The 16,881-nt window shown below is 64.4% G+C and carries 15 protein-coding genes; 4 read left to right on the forward strand and 11 right to left on the reverse strand.

All coding sequences use genetic code 11. From position 1 onward, the window contains the following. The first annotated feature begins 172 nt into the window (after positions 1–172). Genes Q5696_RS00250 through Q5696_RS00260 form a run of 3 tightly spaced genes read left to right on the forward strand, consistent with a single transcriptional unit; the run spans position 173 to position 3,497 of the window. Entirely contained in the window at positions 173–967 is a 795-nt protein-coding gene (locus tag Q5696_RS00250) for an alpha/beta fold hydrolase (protein ID WP_305093253.1), read from the forward strand. Further along, a complete protein-coding gene (locus Q5696_RS00255) occupies positions 964–2,835 on the forward strand; it encodes a flavin-containing monooxygenase (protein WP_305093254.1) in 1,872 nt (623 codons plus the stop codon). Before Q5696_RS00250 ends, Q5696_RS00255 begins: the two co-directional genes overlap by 4 nt. A 59-nt stretch (positions 2,836–2,894) precedes the next feature. Next, complete coding sequence (locus Q5696_RS00260) at positions 2,895–3,497, forward strand: carboxymuconolactone decarboxylase family protein (RefSeq protein WP_305093255.1); 603 nt, start codon at positions 2,895–2,897, stop codon at positions 3,495–3,497. A 27-nt stretch (positions 3,498–3,524) separates the two neighbouring features. Here the strand turns inward: Q5696_RS00260 and Q5696_RS00265 are convergent, their stop codons facing one another. The 4 genes from Q5696_RS00265 to Q5696_RS00280 all read right to left on the reverse strand — a co-directional run bounded on the left by Q5696_RS00265 (position 3,525) and on the right by Q5696_RS00280 (position 7,587). Further along, positions 3,525–4,196, reverse strand: a complete 672-nt coding sequence (locus tag Q5696_RS00265; RefSeq protein ID WP_305093256.1) for a TetR/AcrR family transcriptional regulator — start codon at positions 4,194–4,196, stop codon at positions 3,525–3,527. 148 nt (positions 4,197–4,344) lie between these two features. After that, a complete protein-coding gene (locus Q5696_RS00270) occupies positions 4,345–5,037 on the reverse strand; it encodes a TetR/AcrR family transcriptional regulator (protein ID WP_305093257.1) in 693 nt (230 codons plus the stop codon). 212 nt (positions 5,038–5,249) lie between these two features. Next, complete coding sequence (locus Q5696_RS00275; protein WP_305093258.1) at positions 5,250–6,380, reverse strand: acyl-CoA dehydrogenase family protein; 1,131 nt, start codon at positions 6,378–6,380, stop codon at positions 5,250–5,252. A 34-nt stretch (positions 6,381–6,414) separates the two neighbouring features. Further along, complete coding sequence (locus Q5696_RS00280; RefSeq protein ID WP_305093259.1) at positions 6,415–7,587, reverse strand: acyl-CoA dehydrogenase family protein; 1,173 nt, start codon at positions 7,585–7,587, stop codon at positions 6,415–6,417. A 147-nt stretch (positions 7,588–7,734) separates the two neighbouring features. Between Q5696_RS00280 and Q5696_RS00285 the strand changes: the two genes are divergently transcribed. Next, entirely contained in the window at positions 7,735–8,358 is a 624-nt protein-coding gene (locus Q5696_RS00285; RefSeq protein WP_305093260.1) for a TetR/AcrR family transcriptional regulator, read from the forward strand. A gap of 171 nt (positions 8,359–8,529) precedes the next feature. Here Q5696_RS00285 and Q5696_RS00290 read toward each other — a convergent pair whose 3' ends face one another. The 7 genes from Q5696_RS00290 to Q5696_RS00320 form a co-directional block, all read right to left on the reverse strand. Beyond that, a complete protein-coding gene (locus Q5696_RS00290) occupies positions 8,530–8,982 on the reverse strand; it encodes an acyl-CoA thioesterase (RefSeq protein WP_305093261.1) in 453 nt (150 codons plus the stop codon). Further along, positions 8,979–10,112 carry an alcohol dehydrogenase catalytic domain-containing protein gene (locus Q5696_RS00295; protein ID WP_305093262.1) on the reverse strand — a complete coding sequence of 378 codons (1,134 nt, stop codon included), beginning with the start codon at positions 10,110–10,112 and terminating at the stop codon, positions 8,979–8,981. Before Q5696_RS00295 ends, Q5696_RS00290 begins: the two co-directional genes overlap by 4 nt. A 171-nt stretch (positions 10,113–10,283) precedes the next feature. Then, positions 10,284–11,330 (reverse strand): NAD(P)-dependent alcohol dehydrogenase, encoded by a 1,047-nt coding sequence (locus tag Q5696_RS00300; RefSeq protein ID WP_305093263.1) that lies wholly within the window; start codon positions 11,328–11,330, stop codon positions 10,284–10,286. Beyond that, the gene (locus Q5696_RS00305) at positions 11,327–12,487 is read right to left on the reverse strand and encodes a serine hydrolase domain-containing protein (protein ID WP_305093264.1); all 1,161 of its coding nucleotides are present in this window, start codon (positions 12,485–12,487) and stop codon (positions 11,327–11,329) included. The genes Q5696_RS00300 and Q5696_RS00305 overlap by 4 nt, the downstream gene beginning before the upstream one ends. 91 nt (positions 12,488–12,578) lie before the next feature. Next, positions 12,579–14,273 carry a flavin-containing monooxygenase gene (locus Q5696_RS00310; protein ID WP_305093265.1) on the reverse strand — a complete coding sequence of 565 codons (1,695 nt, stop codon included), beginning with the start codon at positions 14,271–14,273 and terminating at the stop codon, positions 12,579–12,581. Positions 14,274–14,605: 332 nt separating this feature from the next. Continuing rightward, positions 14,606–15,400, reverse strand: a complete 795-nt coding sequence (locus Q5696_RS00315) for an enoyl-CoA hydratase/isomerase family protein (RefSeq protein WP_305093266.1) — start codon at positions 15,398–15,400, stop codon at positions 14,606–14,608. 15 nt (positions 15,401–15,415) lie between these two features. Continuing rightward, positions 15,416–16,399, reverse strand: coding sequence for an NAD(P)H-dependent flavin oxidoreductase (locus Q5696_RS00320; protein WP_305093267.1), 984 nt, complete (start codon positions 16,397–16,399; stop codon positions 15,416–15,418). Positions 16,400–16,881: the final 482 nt, after the last annotated feature.

Here is a 16,881-nt window from a genome sequence, read left to right on the forward strand (position 1 = left end):
GGCCGCGAAGGTCGCCTTCCCACATGGGTCGATAGGCCTCGGTGATCCGGAGCGAACCTGTTCTGGCAGTAGCAGTTCGGGCCGCAACCTGGCCGTCCGTGGTGCTACTTGACAGCGTATGACGCAGGTCACACACTAATGAAGTAGCCACTTACTCACTTTGGAGCGAGCAATGCTGATCAAGTCTGGCGACATACAACTCAACGTCGAGATCCGCGGCGAGAACAACGGCGGAACACCGGTGGTGTTCCTGCATTGTGTCGGCGGTGACCTGACGAACTGGAACCCACAGGTCGAGGCGCTTGCCGACCGATACCGAGTGGTGTCCATCGACACCCGTGGACACGGGAAGTCGGAGTTCGCCGGTGAAGGACTCACGCTGGAGGACTACGCCGAAGACGTCCGACAAGTGTTGGACGCGTTGGAGATCGACCGGGCGCACGTCGTCGGCCTCTCCATGGGCGGGATGATCGCCCAGGCGTTCGCGCTCAACGCGCCGGAGCGAGTGGCCGGCCTGGTCCTGGCCGACACCAGCTCCCGTATCGATGAGGCGACGGCCGCTAACCTTGCGCAGGCGGGTGATGCCGCGCTCGGATACGGGATGGGAGCGGTCTCCGACCAGTTCGTCCCGATCTGCTTCGACGCCACCGCGATTCATGAGGATCGGGAATACGTCCAACGGTTCCGGGAGGGATTTTCCAGCCGGGATCCGCGTGCGTTCCACGCCGGCCTGCAAGCCATCGGCGGCCTCGACTTCCTCGACCGCTTGCATCAGGTGGCCGTACCCACCCTGGTGCTCGTGGGGGCTGCGGACCAACTCACGCCGGTCGCGCACTCCGAAGCCATCGCCGGGAAAGTTTCCGGCGCCAGCCTGGTGATCTTCGACGGCGCCGGACACCTTTCGAACCTCGACAGCAAGGACGAGTTCACACGGGAACTCACCCGATTCCTGGAGGAGACAGCATGACGATCCACACCGGCACCGAGCCCGAATCGGTCACACTGGACCCCGCGATCGACAAGGACGCGATCCGTGCGCGTTACGCCGAGGAACGTGACAAGCGCATCCGTCCCGAGGGGATCAATCAGTACCACCGCCTCGAAGGCAAGTTCGCCGAACTCGCCGACGATCCCTGGACGCCTGTGCAAGAACGCGAACCTGTCACCGACCACGTCACCTTCACCTTCATCGGCGGCGGTTTCTCGGGTCTCTGTGCCGGTGCGCAGCTGAAGAAGCGTGGAGTCGACGACGTCCGAATCATCGATACCGCAGGAGGTTTCGGTGGTGTCTGGTACTGGAACCGGTACCCTGGCGCGATGTGCGACACCAAGTCGGTGGTCTACATGCCGCTGTTGGAAGAAACCGGCTATGTGCCGACCGAGTTGTGGGCGCACGGTCCGGAGATCCTCGAGCATGCAGGCCGGATCGGAAAACACTTCGGGCTCTACGACAACGCCCTGTTCCATACCAAGGTCACCAACGCGACGTGGGACGAGACGTCATCGCGCTGGACGGTGGAAACCAACCGTGGCGACCGTTTCACCACGCAGTTCCTGGGCATCGGCCTGGGCCCACTCAGCACTGCGAAGCTGCCCGGCGTCCCGGGGATCGAGGACTTCGCGGGGCAGACGATGCACACCTCGCGGTGGAACTACTCCTACACCGGGGGAGACGCGCTCGGTGCGCCGATGACCGGGCTCGCCGACAAGCGCGTCGGGGTGATCGGCACCGGGGCAACTGCCATCCAGCTGATTCCGGAGCTCGCCAAGTACGCCGAGGAACTGTTCGTCTTCCAGCGCACACCCTCGTCGGTCGCCGAGCGTGGAAACGGCCCCTTGGACGAGGCGACCCTGCAGATACTCAAAGAGCCAGGCGGCCAGGAGAAGCTGCTGGACAGCTTCACCCGCAACTGGGACGGGTTCTTCGGTAAGCCGGAGCCCGGGGTCGTGGTCGAGGATCTGGTCGATGACGCCTGGACCAGCCTCGGACGGCGTATGCGGGCGCAGATGCATTCGGTGCCGCTGGAGCAGATGTCGCCGGAGACGGTGATGGCAGCGGTCGGCGACCTCGACCTGACTCTGATGGAGGAGCGTCGTGCCCGCATCGACAGCATCGTCGAGGACCCGACGACGGCCGAAAACCTCAAGCCCTGGTACGACCTGTTCTGCAAGCGGCCGGGATTCCACGACGACTACCTGCCGGCATTCAACCGGCCGAACGTGCACCTGGTCGATACCGCAGGACAGGGGGTCGAACGAATCACGCCGACCGGTGTCGTCGTCGACGGACAGGAATACCCCGTCGACTGCCTGATCTACGCCTCCGGCTTCGAGTACGGCACCGGTGGCAGTGAGATCGTCAATCGCGCTGGATTCGAGGTTGTCGGTCGAGGTGGTATCGAATTGTCCGAGGCCTGGGCGGACGGTATGGAAACCCTGCACGGAATGCATGTGCACGGATACCCCAACATGTTCATCATTCAGCTGTGGCAGGGCTCGTTCCTCGGTGCCAACGTGACACAGTCGAACAACTATGCGGCCGAGAACATCGCCGCCATCGTCGAGAAGGTCCTCGCCGAAGGCAACGACGAGGTCGAGGTGACCAAGGAAGCCCAAGACGAATGGGTCGAGATGCTGTTGCGCGACGGCGTGCCGTTCGGACGTCCGGACTGCACGCCCGGCTACTACAACGATGACGGCCACACCGAGGGACGTACGTTCAAACTGAACGTCGGTGATCCGCGTGGGTCGTATTCCTTCGTCACGATGATCCAAGAGTGGTGTCGCCGAGGCGAGTTCCCCGAGTTGGCCCGTCGCCGAACCAATTCGATCTGACGCGTGCAGCGGCTCCCGCCGGAATCGAGGTTTCATGTCGAATCGAGAGGATTTCAGGGATGGGTACCGACTGTCGCGATGATCTCGGCGGTCGGCTGACTTTGGTGGATTCGAACGAGGCGAGCCCGGAGCAACTAGACACCGTTGAGTACATAAAGCAACGGCTCCTTCCGGCGCAGCAGGACCCCGGTATCCAGATCGTCGATTCCGAGGGGCATCCGATCGGCCCGTTCAACGCCTTTGTGGTCAGCCCGACGATCGGGAGGCAAGCCATGCAGTACTTCGGCTCCGTATCGGCGAATTCGACACTTCCCGCAGCGGTCCGAGAGGTCGTGATCCTGTCGGTGGGCGGACTGTGGGGAGCCGACTACGAAATCTACGCGCACAAGATTGCGGCGCGCGCGGTAGACGTTCCCGAGAGCGCAATACAGTCGTTGGCCAAAGGGGAAGAACCGGTCGGGCTGACCGGAAACCAGTTGATTGCTGCGCGATTCACGCAGGAGATTGTCCGGACACGTCATGTCGACGATGCGCTCTACCAGGACGCTGTGGGGGCGTTCGGGCAGCGGGGTGTCGTCGACATGGCCCAACTGGCCGGCGCGTATCTCAGCGTGTCGGCGTTGCTGAACGTGTTCGAGGTGCCGGCTCCTCCGTCGACCTGAACGGTAGCCTTCACAGGCGATCCTGGCCTAGTGATCCGGGTTCGGGATGTCTTGGTCCGCAGGAACTTTCAGGCCGTTCATGAGGAGATTCATGACCTGCTCGGCCACCTCTTCACGATTGCGTTTCCGGCCGCTCAGTTTTTCCGAGACGGCCAGGAACCAAGTCAAACCGAACAGTGACTCGACGACCAACTCGGGATCGAAGTCGCGGTGCGGCCACGAAGCATAGTTGGTTTCGATCACCGTCTGAATCTTCGCGAGCGAGGGCTGGATGCGGTCCTTGTAGTAGACCTGTGCCTCTGTTGCGTCGCCGAACAGCACAACCCCGAGCAGCGGCGCGATCTCCTCCATGGCTGCGCAGAGATCGTAGATGAATTGCCGTGTTTGCTGCTGCTGTAGTTCGGCAGTCGCATCGAACTGCGCGGGAGCTACGCCGGCGAACTCGACGCACGCTGCAACCGCGTCTTCGAGAGGTTGCGCCACCGCAGCTTCGAAGAGCTCTTCCTTCGAAGGAAAGTGCCGGTACAACATCGCCTCGTTGATACCTGCCTCTGCGGCGAGGTCGCGGGTGCGAGTACCGGCGAGGCCCGACCTCGAGAACACGACGCGAGCAGCTTCGATGATCTGCTCACGCCGTGCGTCCGCGGTCAGCCTCGTTCGTTTGCCGGCGCCGCGTGGGTCACTCGCCTTGGCGGTCATACGGCCGGTGCCCAGGTAAGTGAATACTTCACACGTTCGATGCTACCGCAGGAGGCTGATCCGACTTGCGTAGAGCGGAGGGGATTTCCGGGGTCGACGTGATGTCCGCGCCAGTAGAGGAGTTGCGGTTTCGGCGGGTCGGTCGTGGTCAGCCTTCTCGATGGAGACGGAGTGCGTTTGCCCAGATCCGGGTGACGGTGTGGACGAGATCGTCGAAGGGGACGGGCTTGCTCGCGCCGTATGTTTCCTCCAGCACGTACACGCTGTACGCGAGACTGCTCACCATTCCGGAAAGGGCCCGGGACGTTGTCAGCGGATCGAGTTCGGGATCGGCGATTCCGCGTTCCTGGAGGTTGGCGATCCCTCGCGCGTTCCGTAGGACGAACGTCTCGGACCGACGGTTGCGGTACTCCCGGAACCAGGGGTCGGCGTGTGCGGCCTGTTCGAGCAGGCCCATCAACTTGGCGTTGCGGGCGTATGCCGCGAGATAAGCGCGGTTGCTCGCCTCGAGCACGAGGTAGGGGTCGTCGGACTCGGGTTCCCGGCCCATGCCGGGATGCAGCATGTCCTCCTTCGCCTCTTCGAGGACCGCCGCACAGATCTCTTCCTTGCTGGCGAAGTAGGTGTAGAACGTTCCCGACGCGCAGTTGCATTCCTTGGTGATGTCGGTAAGCCTCGTGTCGAGGTAGCCGTCACGCTCGAAAACTACTCGCGCGGCTTGTATGAGAGCGGTCCGAGTACGCAGTCCCCGCGGGGTCGATGGCAGGTCGCGCAGCACGAACGGGTCCGGCGCCCCGTCGGAACGGGTGGTCGGGTTGGTTCCCGCTGTGGTCTTCGACATCCCCCAGGTATACCTGAATCTGGCCTCATTTTCGACTTCGGTCCGCGTAACACGGCACCGTGTGCCCACGGCGATCAGGTCGAACGCATCTTAACCGGCCCCCTTCGGCACTTCCGGGACGTGGGCGACCGCATCATGGTGATCGTCTGTGCCGGCGATCGTCCATGACGCGGTCGCCCCACGTCTCTACCTCGTGCATGCCTTCGTTCTGCTCAGAGCTCCGCGCGATCGTGATCGGCGACGGTGGCGGCGAGCAGCCGCACATGGTCGTCGCCACTGCCGAGAGTGTGCTCGATCGCGGTGAGCCGGCTGACGTAGTGGCCGACCGGGTACTCCGCGGTCATGCCGATGCCGCCGTGCATCTGGATGGCCTCCTGGCCGATCTTCCGCGCGGATCGGGAGATCTGCAGCTTGGCGCGTGAGGCGATGACGGGATCGACCACTCCATCGGCCAGCGACATCGTGGCGTACAGGCTCATGCTGTTCGCCAGTTCCAGGAGCACATACATGTCCGCTGCGCGCTGGGTCAGTGTCTGGAACTTCGCCAGCGGCACACCGAACTGCTTGCGGGTCTTGAGGTATTCGGTGGTCAGCCGCAGAGTCTCCTGCATCGCGCCGACTGCCTCGGCGCACAGCAACGCCTGCGTCCGCACGATGGCCGCGCTGATCGCGGCCGACGCGTCACCGCCGTTGCCGAGCGGCTCGGCCTCGACGTTCAGCAGTTCCAGTTGGGCGCCGCGCAGCCCGTCGTGGGTGGTGTATCCGCGCCGGGTCAGCCCCGCGGCGTCGGCGCGGACCAGGAACAGCCCGGTGCCCTCGTCGTGCGGCAGCTGTGCGGTCACGATCATCACGTCCGCACAGTCGCCGTGCGGTACCGGGTTCTTCGAACCGGTCAGGGACCACAGTTCGCCCTCGCGTGCGGCGACCGTGTCCACGTGCCGGTCGGGCCAGCGTCGGCCGGGTTCGGCGTGCGCGAAGGCGAGCAGTGTGGTGCCCTCGGCGACCCCGGGCAGGATCTTGGCCCGCTGGTCCGCGGTACCGACCTCCGCCACCAGCCCGCCGGGGGTGAGGACCGCGTCGAGGAGAGGTTCGGGGGCCAGGCGCCGGCCGACCTCGGTCATCACTGCCATGGTCTCGACCGGGCCTGCGTCCATTCCGCCGTCTTCTTCGGCGAAACCGAGTCCGAGGATCCCGAGTTCGGCCAACTTCTGCCACACCTCGGGACTCCAGCCCCGCTCTGTGGCCGTGACGGCGTTGCGCTTCTCCGCGTCGTAGCTGCGCGCGAGGAGGTCCTTGGTGGTGTCGGCCAGCATCTGCTGTTCGTCGGTGAGCTCGAAGTTCATTGCAGTTCCTCACAATCTCCGGATGCGGGGTCGATCACAGGCCGAGAATCGAGGACGCGATGATGGTGCGTTGCACCTCGCTCGATCCGCTGTAGATGGACACCTTGCGGTAGTTCAGATAGGTGGGCGTGCTGTGCTGGGCCCACAGTGGTGACATTGCGTCGGTGCCCGCGTCGAACGGGAGCGAATCGGGGCCGGCAACGTCCATCAGCAGTTCGCTCGCCGCCTGCTGCAGCTCGGATCCGCGTAGCTTCAACAGCGACGACGCCGGGTTCGGTGCGCCGTTCGCGGAGTCGGCGACCACGCGAAGCTGGGTCAGCTCCAGCGCCAGCAGGTCGTTCTCCAGTTCGGCCACGCGCGCGGCGAACAGCGGATCGTCGAGCAGCGACTTCTCACCGATCTTCGTTTGCGCCGCATAGGTCTTGGCTTGAGCGATGTGCCGCTTCGAGGCGCCGACCCGGGTCACGCCGGTACGTTCGTTGCCCAGCAGGAATTTTGCGTAGCTCCAGCCGGCGTTCTCCTCGCCGACGAGGTTCTCCGCGGGGACGCGCACGTCCTCGAAGAACACCTCGTTGACTTCGTGGCCGCCGTCGATCAGCTTGATCGGCCGCACGGTCACGCCCGGGGTCTTCATGTCGATGAGCAGGAACGAGATACCGGCCTGCCGTTTCGGCGCGTTCGGGTCGGTCCGCACCAGGCAGAAGATCCAGTCGGCGTGCTGCGCGAGCGTCGTCCAGATCTTCTGGCCGTTGACGATGTAGCTGTCGCCGTCGCGTACGGCCCGGGTCTTGAGCGAGGCCAGGTCGGATCCTGCATCGGGCTCGGAAAACCCTTGGCACCACCAGATGTCGAGGTTCGCGGTAGCCGGGAGGAAGCGCTTCTTGAGCTCCTCCGATCCGAACGCCGCGATCACCGGGCCGACCATGGAGGTGTTGAATGCCAGCGGCTCGGGCACCGCCGCGAGTTGCATCTCGTTGAGCCAGATGTCGTGCTGCAGCGGGGTCCAGTCCTTGCCGCCCCACTCGACCGGCCAGCGCGGCACCGCGAGCCCGTGTGCGTTCAGCGTCCGCTGCGTCTCGATCAGGTCCTCGGGCCGGAATTCACCACGGGCGGTGCGCTCACGGATCTCGGCGGGGATCTGGGTGGTGAAGAAGGTTCGCAGCTCGTCTCGGAAGGCGAGTTCCTCGTCGGTCATTCTCAGGTTCATGGTGTGCTTCCGTGTCGGATCGGACAGGCGTCCGGGTCAACCCACCCGGCGCCTCTTCGGATTACGTTCGGACCTAAATCTAAGCGCTTGCTTATATCTACCATCCTGGTCGCTATTGTCAAGGAATCGGCGATGTGGAGGACGAAGATGAGCGACAGGGCGGTCAGTGACCTGCCGACCAAGGAGTCGAAGGCCGCGCGGCGGATTCGGGACGCGGCCGCCGAGGCCTTCGCGGAGAACGGCTACGGCGGCACCACGACCCGCGACATCGCGGCACGGCTGGGACTCAGCCCGGCCGCGATGTATCCGCACTATCGGTCCAAGGAAGAACTGCTCTACGCGATCAGCTACGAGGGGCACCGGAAGTGCGTGGAGCTGTTGACCGACAGCGATCCGGTCACCGCCCCACCGGCGACCAGGCTCAGAACGGTGGTCGGCGCATTCGCGGCCTGGCACGCGGCCAACCACGTGCGCGGACGGGTGATCCAGTACGAGCTGACCGCGTTGTCTCCCGAGCACTACCGCACGATCGTCGAGTTGCGTCGGCAGACCACCCGGATCGTGCGCAGCATCGTCGATGCCGGTATCTCCGCCGGTGTGTTCGAGGTACCCGATGCCGAGGGAGTGACACTCTCGATCATCTCGTTGTGTGTCGACATCTGTCGATGGTTCCCCAGCGGCCGGTACACCGATCCCGACCGGCTTGCCGGGCTCTACAGCGAACTGGCGCTGCGGCTTGCCGGTGCGAACTCGGCCGACGGTGACGACTGAAAATCGTGAATCATTCCTGTTCCCAACAGCTTCGACCATCGTGATTCGCTCGCGACAGGAACGCTCCGAGCGCTGTCATGTCTGGGGCGGCCGTGGTGACGGGATGCAAGATCCACAGATGCATTCGTGTCGCCGTGTTTCGCGGCGGAGGCCTTCTTCGGGCCGTGAGGTTCACGGACGGACGAGACCGGCCACCGCGGAACGTATCTCGTCGGGAACCGGAACCGGCCGCCGGGTCACGACGTCGACGTAGACGTGGACGAAGCATCCGGTCGCAGCAAGCTCGAGGTGGTCACCGCAATCGCGGAAGATGGCGAGCGCGTAGGTGATGGAGCTGGATCCCAGGCGCTCGACGGAGAGCCCGACACGGAGATCGTCCGGGAAGCTCAACTCGCGATGGTAGGTACACGCCGTCTCGGCGACCACACCGATCGCGTGCAGGTCCCGGATGTCGACGCCGGATTCTGCCATCAGGAAGGCATTCACCGCGGTGTCGAAGTACGCGTAGTACGTGACGTTGTTGACGTGACCGTAGTGGTCGTTGTCCGCCCATCGTGTCGGGACCGGCCAGAGCACCGGGAAACTGTCCGCGGTCGGCGCGGGAGTCGTGCAGGCTTCGGTCATGGGTGCACACTCTGCTGCGACTCGTGGTCGAACAGGACGACCTGGCGTATTGCCACACCCGAAGCGAGTTCGTCCATGGCCTTGTTCAGATCGCCCAATCCGATGTAGGACGAGATGAGACTCTCGACGGGCAGCCGGCCGGAACGCCACATTTCCACGAACCGCGGAATGTCACGAGACGGTACCGAGGTACCCAGATAACTACCGACGATCGTCCGGGCTTCCGCTGCGAGTGTCAGTGGCGTGATGTCGACTGTGGCGGTAGGTGCGGGCAGCCCCACCGTCACGGTGGTTCCACCCACCTCGGTGGCTGCGAACGCCGACGTGAACGCGCGTGTGTTACCGGCGCACTCCACGACGTAGCGAGCCTTGATCGCCTTCTCGCTCAATTGCTTCGGTGTGTATGTCTCGTGTGCTCCCAGGCCGCGAGCGATCTCGAGCTTGGGGGCATGGGGGTCGACGGCAATGACCCGTCCGGCTCCTTCGGCCACCGCGGTGATCAGTGCCGCCATACCTACCCCGCCCAGGCCTACGATCATGACGCTGTCGCCCGGTGTGGGCCGGACGGTGTTGATGATCGCGCCGCCGCCCGTCAGTACGGCACATCCCAGAACCGCGGCAACAGCAGGAGGCACGTCGAATCCCACCGGCACCGCGGACGAGGCATCGACGACCGCGTGAGTCGCGAAGCCCGACACACCGAGATGGTGGCGGATCGCCCTGTTCCCCTGACGTATCCGGCTTCCGCCGAGAAGGAGTTCCCCGCGGCCGTTGGCGGCCGTGCCGGCGCTGCAGGGAACGCGGCCCTCGGAGGCGCAGGCATCGCAACGTTCGCAGCGTGGCTGAAACGTCATCACCACTCGCTGTCCCAGCAGGACCGGGTCGACGTCCGCCCCGATCTCCTCGACTGTTCCGGCGGCTTCGTGCCCCAGCAGTAGCGGCATCGTGCGAGGCCGGCTGCCGTCGATCACGCTGAGGTCGGAGTGACAGACACCGGCCGCCTCCATCCGGACCAGGAGCTCGGTCGGCCCGGGTGGGGCGAGATCGAGTTCCGTCATTCGAAGAGGTTGTGTCTTATCGAAAGGTCTACTGTGTCCGGAGCTTTCGAGAACGGCACCGATGATTCTCATGGGTACTCCTACTGGCCGTCATGTGAATCAGGCCCTCACACAGGGACCCTTCGGTTCCGGAAGGTCCTGAACGGCAGATGATAAGTGGGTGAGGCTTCCGTCGGCACATCCGGAAGCCTCACCCACCGTGGACGGGGAGTCGGTGATGCTCGCCTCGAGTGACCCGAGCTCTCACATGGTCGACATGTCGGCGACGAAGCGATAGCGGATGTCGGATGCCAGGACTCGCTCGTAGGCGGCGTTGATCTGATCCATGGATATCACCTCGACCTCCGCGCCGATGCCGTGATTCGCGCAGAAGTCGAGCATCTCCTCGGTGACGGGGATGCCGCCCACCATCGAACCGGCGAGGCTTCGCCGATTGTGTGTCAGGGAGAATGCCCTGACGGCCAGTGGATGCTCGGGGAGACCGAGCTCGACCAGTGTTCCGCCCCTGGTCAACAACGACATGTAGTGATCCAGATCGAGGTTCGCGGAAACCGTGTTGAGGATCAGGTCGAACTTTCCGCGAAGATCTGCAAGTGATGTGGAATCGCGTGTGGATCGGTAATCGGTTGCGCCGAAGCGTAGTCCGTCCTCCATCTTCGACAGGGAGTGGCTCAGCACGGTGACCTCTGCTCCGAGCGCCGCTGCGATCTGAACGCCGACGTGGCCGAGCCCGCCCATACCGATGATCGCTACGCGTGAGTCGGCCCCCACATTCCACTCTCGGAGCGGTGAGTACATCGTCACTCCCGCGCAGAGCAGCGGCGCAGCACGCTCCGACGGCAGCGTGTCCGGGATCCGGACAACGAAGTGCTCGGTGACCACGATGTGGGTCGAATAGCCGCCCTGGGTCATTCCGCCGTAACGGTCGGCAGAGCCGTACGTGTTGGTGACTCCGCGGGGGCCGGTGCAGTACTGCTCGTCGCCGTCGAGACACGAAGCGCATTCGAGGCAGGAATCGACGAAGCATCCAACCCCGACCCGATCGCCGACGCTGTGCTTGGTCACAGCATCGCCGACTGCCACCACCGAACCGACGATCTCGTGTCCGGGAACCACCGGGTATCGGGTCACACCCCAGTCGTTGCGGGCGGTGTGGATGTCGGAATGACAGATACCGACGTGGCTGATCTCGATGAGAACGTCGAACGGACCGGGTTCTCGTCGCTCGATGGTCCGGCGGGTCAGTGGCAGGTCCGGTGCGGTCGCTGCGTAGGCGTCGACCGTGGTCATGCCGGTCCCACCGCACCGAGGGCATCGTAGGTCGCGCGCAGGTATTCATTGCTTCGCGGTGACCCGATGATCCCGGACCCCATCTTGTTCATCATGTAGGTGAACGTCATTCGGCGGTCGAGGTCCATGACGGTCATCGAACCGCCCCAGCCGCCCCAGAAGGCGGTCCGCCCCTCCGGGATCGACGGCATGGTGTCGAGGCGGGGGAGAGCGAATCCGATGCCGCGTCGGAACGGTACGCCGAGCACCAGGTCGGTGTCGTTGTTCTGCTCTGTGAAGATCAGATCGATGGTCTTGTCGGTGAGCAGACGGACGTCGTTGCTCGTGCCGCCGAGCGTGATTGCGGAGAGGATCCGTGCGAGGGATCGGGCGTTGCCGTGGCCGTTGTGTGCACCCATGTCGGCGTGCCGCCATCCGGCGGTGTTGGCTGCCGCCGCGTCGGCGATGGGACCGGTCAGCGTCTTGACGGCCGCGCTGTCGGGATCGAGTGCGGCGAGATCGATGTCCAGCGGTGGGGGAGGGACGATCTCGGCGATCCGGTCCCAGTCGGCTTCGCGGGCACCGATCTGGAAATCCGCGCCGAGAGGTTCGGCGATCTCCTTGGCGACGAACTCCTCGAGATGCAGGCCCGTGATCCGGCGAACGACCTCGCCGATGAGGTGGCCGTAGTTCTGTGCGTGGTAGCCGGCCGCGGTTCCCGGTGTCCACCACGGCGCCTGCGCCGCGAGTCGGGTGACCGCGCCTTCCCAGTCGTACATGTCCTCGAGACGGAACGGCTGCTCCCAGCCGGATACGCCGGAGGTGTGCGAAAGGATGTGCCGGACTTCGATATCCGACTTTCCATTGGCGGCGAAATCGGGCCAGTACCGCGCCACCGGTGCGAAGACGTCGAGTTCGCCGGCATCGACGAGCAGCAGCGCGGCGAGTGCCGTCACCGACTTCGTACTGGACCAGACATTGACGAGGGTGTCCTCGGTCCACGGTGTGGTGCGGGATACGTCCCGGTGTCCTCCCCAGATGTCGACGAGGGTTTCGCCCTCGATGTCGATCACCAGTGAGGCTCCGAGTTCCTCTCCCGATGTCAGGTTCTCCTCGAAAGCGCGGCGCACGCCCTCGAACCGTTCACTGCAGAATCCGTCGACTGGTGACTGTCCCATGGGTTTTCCTCGAGTTCGTCTGTGGATCGGCATGTTTCGACCCCAATGCTGATCCGGAATGGATGTGGAAGCGATCGGTGGTGTGGGGTGGTCAGTCGAAGGTGAGGCCGTCCATCGTTCCGGCGGCACGCCAGTCGTTCATCATCCGGAAGAAGGCCGCTGAACCCTGGGGGTAGCCGACGTTGAGCCGGTCCTTACGTTCGGCGGGCTTGCCCTCGTTGTTGTAGTAGCCGGGTGTGCACTCGGGGTTGCCCAGCGGTCGGCCGTGGTCGAGGAGGAGCTGAACCCAGGCATCCTCGGCCTCCGCGGTCGGCTCCACGGTGTGGAAACCGTTCCGCAGTGTGTGGTCGACCGCCATCTTCACCGTCTTGGCGCCTTCGACGAAGTTGTGCGGGATGTTAGACCCGAGGTTGGAGCCCTGGAGCAGTTGCTGGATGAACAGATTGGGGAAGCCACGCACGAACATGCCCTGCAGGGAGCGCATGCCGTCGGCCCAGTACTGCGACAGCGTCACGCCGTCCCGTCCCGTCACGTCGAATCCGGCACGGTCGGTGAAGTCGGTGCCTAGGAATTCGAAACCCGAGGCGTAGACGATGCAGTCGACCTCGTACTCGACGCCGTCGACGACGACGCCCCCGGCGGTGATACGTTCGACACCCTTGCCGTTCGTGTCGACGAGATGCGTGTTGGGCCGGTTGAACGCGGGCAGGTAGTCGTCGTGGAAGCACGGCCGTTTGCACATCTGACGGAACCAGGCCTTGAGAGACTCTGCCGTATCCGTATCCGTGACGATCTCGTCGACCCGATCCCGGATCCTGCTCGTCGTCACGTCGTCGGCATCTTCGAGGGCACGCTGAACAGCCTCCAGCGAGAAATCTTCGGCAGGAACCGTTTTGACCGCAGCGCGCATTCGCTTCCCGAGGGCCGTCCAGCCGTCCTGGACGAGATCCTCGTGCTCGTTCTCCAACTCGCTCGGGTCACTCAGCACGCCGTCCCAGATCGCGGTGAAACTGTCCAGCCAGCGTTGCTGCCATCCGGGGGTGGCGATCCCGTCGAACCACTGCGGGTCGATCGGGTGGTTGCCACGAACATCCACGGCAGACGGTGTCCGCTGGAACACGAAGAGTTCCTTGCTGTACTTGGCGAGTTCGGGCACACACTGGACGGCTGTGGCGCCGGTGCCGATGACGGCGACTCGTTTGTCGGCGAGCAGGTCCATCGGCGCACCCGTGGGATCGCCGCCGGTGTAGTTGTAGTCCCAACGACTGGTGTGGAACGCCTTGCCCCGGAAGTTCTCGATACCGGGGATACCGGGCAGCTGGGCGACGTGGAGCGGTCCGGTGCCCATACCGACGAACTGGGCTGTGAAGCGGTCTCCCCGGTCGGTGGTGATCAGCCACCTCTTCTCCTGCTCCTGCCAGGCGAGATCGGTGACCTGGGTGTGGAACAGGGCGTCGTCGTAGAGGCCGTAGTGCTTGCCGATGCGCTGGCAGTGTTCGTAGATCTCGGGCCCGTGTGCGTACTTTTCCGTAGGCATGTGGCCGGTCTCCTCGAGGAGGGGCATGTAGACCATCGCCGCGGTATCGCACATTGCGCCCGGGTAGCGGTTCCAATACCAGACACCGCCGAAATCGCCGGCCTTGTCGATGACCCGGACGCTGTCGATCCCGGACTCCCGCAGGCGGGCAGCGGTGAGCAGCCCGGAGAAGCCTCCGCCGATGAAGGCGAAGGTGACATGATCCGTCTTGGGTTCGCGCTCGACGACGGGTGTGTACGGGTCGCGCACGCCGTGATCCACCCGGTCCAACCGGATGTACTGCTTGCTGCCCTCCGGTCGTATCCGCTTGGCACGTTCCTCTGCATACCGTGTTCGAAGTGCTTCTCGGTCAATGCTTGTCGTCATCGGTTCGGGCCTTTCGTGAGTGTCAGTCCGTCGCGATCGCGGTTGCTGACATGTGGGTCGCCTGTCCTCGAAGAGAAGGATGATCCGCTCCGGAGTGATGTACCGGGGATACGGCCGTCGATCGGACAATCGAACGAAATGTGTAGCACAGTTTCCACTCGCATTTCTGACATGTCAATGGCCACAGCAGAATTCGTTGAAAAAGGCGAGAAGAGTCAGTTTCCGTCGAATGAGGAGCAGGCGCGCGGTCCTTCGGTGAGGAAGCGTTGCACCGCACGCTCGAGGTCGGAGGTGGCGAAAAGGGATCCGGAGGTCGCCGGGGTAATCGAGTCGGCGTGCGCAACGCCCCCCGACCGCCACGCAGCGATGATCTGTTTGGTCGCGGCGTGTGCGCGGGTCGGCCCGTTCCCGAGTCGGACGGCCAGGGAATGTGCGGCCTCGGCGACGTCGTCGTGGAGGCTGTTGACCACCCCCCAATCGGCCAGTGTCTGTGCGGAGTAGAGGTCGCCGGTCATCACGAGTTCACGGGCCCGTCCCGAACCGGCACGCTCGGCGAGGCGCTGCGGGCCACCCATCGAGGGCGTCAGCCCCACCACACGCTCCACGAGCCCGAACTTCGCCTCGGGCGCAGCGAGGATGATGTCGCAGGCCAGTGCGATCTCGAACGCTGCGGTCAAGGTCAGGGCGTGAGCAGCGAAAACGGTGGGGCACGGAAGGTTCTCGACGGGGTGGATGATGTCGTCGAACAGGCGCGCCCACATCGCTTCTCCGTCCTCGACGGAGAGCGCGTCGAACACCTGGACATCGACTCCGGCCGACACCGTCTTTCCTTCGGCACGGATGAGCAGGGTCCGAGGCGGATGTGCAACGAGAGTGGACACCGCGTCGGCGACGGTGTCGAGCATGGTGGTGCCGAACAGGTTGAGGTTTCCATCGGCGAAGGTCAGCACCGCGATGTCTGCCCCCTCGTCGGTGTGGCCGCGTGTCAGGGTGGCGGGGGGTGTACTCATGTGGTTCTCCAAAGTTCAGGCGGGGGCCGGAATGTCGAGCAGGGAGGTGAGGCGGTCGCGAATGATCGCGTCCGCGTCCGCGACGATCGTCGACACGAGTTCGGACACGGTCGGGATGTCGTGGATCAGGCCTTGCGAAGTGCCGGCCCACCAGATGCCGGCTTCGGGGTCTCCCGTTTCGTAGACGGTGCGGCCTCGCACGCCAGCTACCAGGTCGCGGACGTCGTCGAATGTCCCACCGTCGTCGAGGATCTCGACGACACGTCGGCTGATCGAGTTGCGCGCGACGCGGGCGGTGTTACGGAGCGGGCGGAAGATCAGGTCTGTTTCCGTCTCGTCCGCGGCGACGATCGCCTCCTTGATCGCGGAATGGATCGGGGCTTCGGCCGTGCACATGAACCGGGTTCCCATGTTGATACCCGCAGCACCGAGGGCGAGGGCCGAGACGAGACCCCGGCCGTCGGCGAAGCCTCCGGAGGCCAGGATCGGAATGGTCAGTGCATCGACGGCAGCGGGGATCAGCACGAGACCGGCGACATCGTCCTCGCCGGGATGGCCGGCGCATTCGAACCCGTCGATGCTCACCGCGTCCACTCCGAGACTCTGAGCCTTCACGGCATGGCGCACCGACGTGCACTTGTGGATGACCCGGATTCCGGCGGCATGCAGGGCCGGCAGGTGAGGTGCGGGGTTCGAACCGGCGGTTTCCACGATGGTGACGCCCGAGTCGATGACGACCTGCCGGTACTCCTCGTACGGGGGCGGGTCGATCGACGGCAGCATCGTGAGGTTCACACCGAACGGTTGATCGGTGAACTCGCGGCATCGCGCGATCTCGGCCGCCAGAGCATCGGGGGTGGGTTGCGTCAGCGCGGACAGGAATCCGAGTGCACCGGCGTTCGCGACGGCGGCGACCAGGTCCGCCGTCGCGACCCACTGCATGCCGCCCTGGACGATGGGGTGCCGGACACCGAAGGTTTCGGTGAAAGCTGTTCTCATGGAGGGGGTTCCTTGTTCGTGTGGTTCCGGTTCGCATCAGCCGGGCGTGGGCGTCCGGAGGTCTGGTTACGACGAGTGATTCGCCGGCTCACGTCCGAGGATCTTGCCGGGGCATCCATCGGCAGGGTGTCCGCGAACTCGATGATCCGCAGATGCTCGTCTGCGGTCACAGGGCTGTCGTTCGGGGCGACGTTCCCGGGTCGATGCCACGGTCCCGCAGGGGGTTTGCGATGTGGATCGTCGAGACATCGAGCTCGTCGCAGTTCGATTGCAGTGTTCCTGCGGCCATTGCGAGCCGATCCGGGAATGCTGCACTGGTGTCCTCGGGAATCCGAGCCGAGTCGGCCAAGATCATTTCCTTACGTGAGGGGCCCGTACCGCGTGGAGTCTGGAGCCGATGCCGCTGGTCGGTTACGCCGAGCCAGCGTCCGAAGGTGCATGTAAGTAAGTGTTCACTTATGAAGATATTGTGTCGACGGTCA

Source organism: Prescottella sp. R16, from assembly GCF_030656875.1.
In the GTDB taxonomy this organism is placed as follows: Bacteria; Actinomycetota; Actinomycetes; order Mycobacteriales; family Mycobacteriaceae; genus Prescottella.

Coding starts and splice junctions, on each gene's coding strand:
- Q5696_RS00250 (WP_305093253.1), top strand. CDS start 173: ATGCTGATCAAGTCTGGCGACATACAACTCAACGTCGAGATCCGCGGC.
- Q5696_RS00255 (WP_305093254.1), top strand. CDS start 964: ATGACGATCCACACCGGCACCGAGCCCGAATCGGTCACACTGGACCCC.
- Q5696_RS00260 (WP_305093255.1), top strand. CDS start 2,895: ATGGGTACCGACTGTCGCGATGATCTCGGCGGTCGGCTGACTTTGGTG.
- Q5696_RS00265 (WP_305093256.1), bottom strand. CDS start 4,196: ATGACCGCCAAGGCGAGTGACCCACGCGGCGCCGGCAAACGAACGAGG.
- Q5696_RS00270 (WP_305093257.1), bottom strand. CDS start 5,037: ATGTCGAAGACCACAGCGGGAACCAACCCGACCACCCGTTCCGACGGG.
- Q5696_RS00275 (WP_305093258.1), bottom strand. CDS start 6,380: ATGAACTTCGAGCTCACCGACGAACAGCAGATGCTGGCCGACACCACC.
- Q5696_RS00280 (WP_305093259.1), bottom strand. CDS start 7,587: ATGAACCTGAGAATGACCGACGAGGAACTCGCCTTCCGAGACGAGCTG.
- Q5696_RS00285 (WP_305093260.1), top strand. CDS start 7,735: ATGAGCGACAGGGCGGTCAGTGACCTGCCGACCAAGGAGTCGAAGGCC.
- Q5696_RS00290 (WP_305093261.1), bottom strand. CDS start 8,982: ATGACCGAAGCCTGCACGACTCCCGCGCCGACCGCGGACAGTTTCCCG.
- Q5696_RS00295 (WP_305093262.1), bottom strand. CDS start 10,112: ATGAGAATCATCGGTGCCGTTCTCGAAAGCTCCGGACACAGTAGACCT.
- Q5696_RS00300 (WP_305093263.1), bottom strand. CDS start 11,330: ATGACCACGGTCGACGCCTACGCAGCGACCGCACCGGACCTGCCACTG.
- Q5696_RS00305 (WP_305093264.1), bottom strand. CDS start 12,487: ATGGGACAGTCACCAGTCGACGGATTCTGCAGTGAACGGTTCGAGGGC.
- Q5696_RS00315 (WP_305093266.1), bottom strand. CDS start 15,400: ATGAGTACACCCCCCGCCACCCTGACACGCGGCCACACCGACGAGGGG.
- Q5696_RS00320 (WP_305093267.1), bottom strand. CDS start 16,399: ATGAGAACAGCTTTCACCGAAACCTTCGGTGTCCGGCACCCCATCGTC.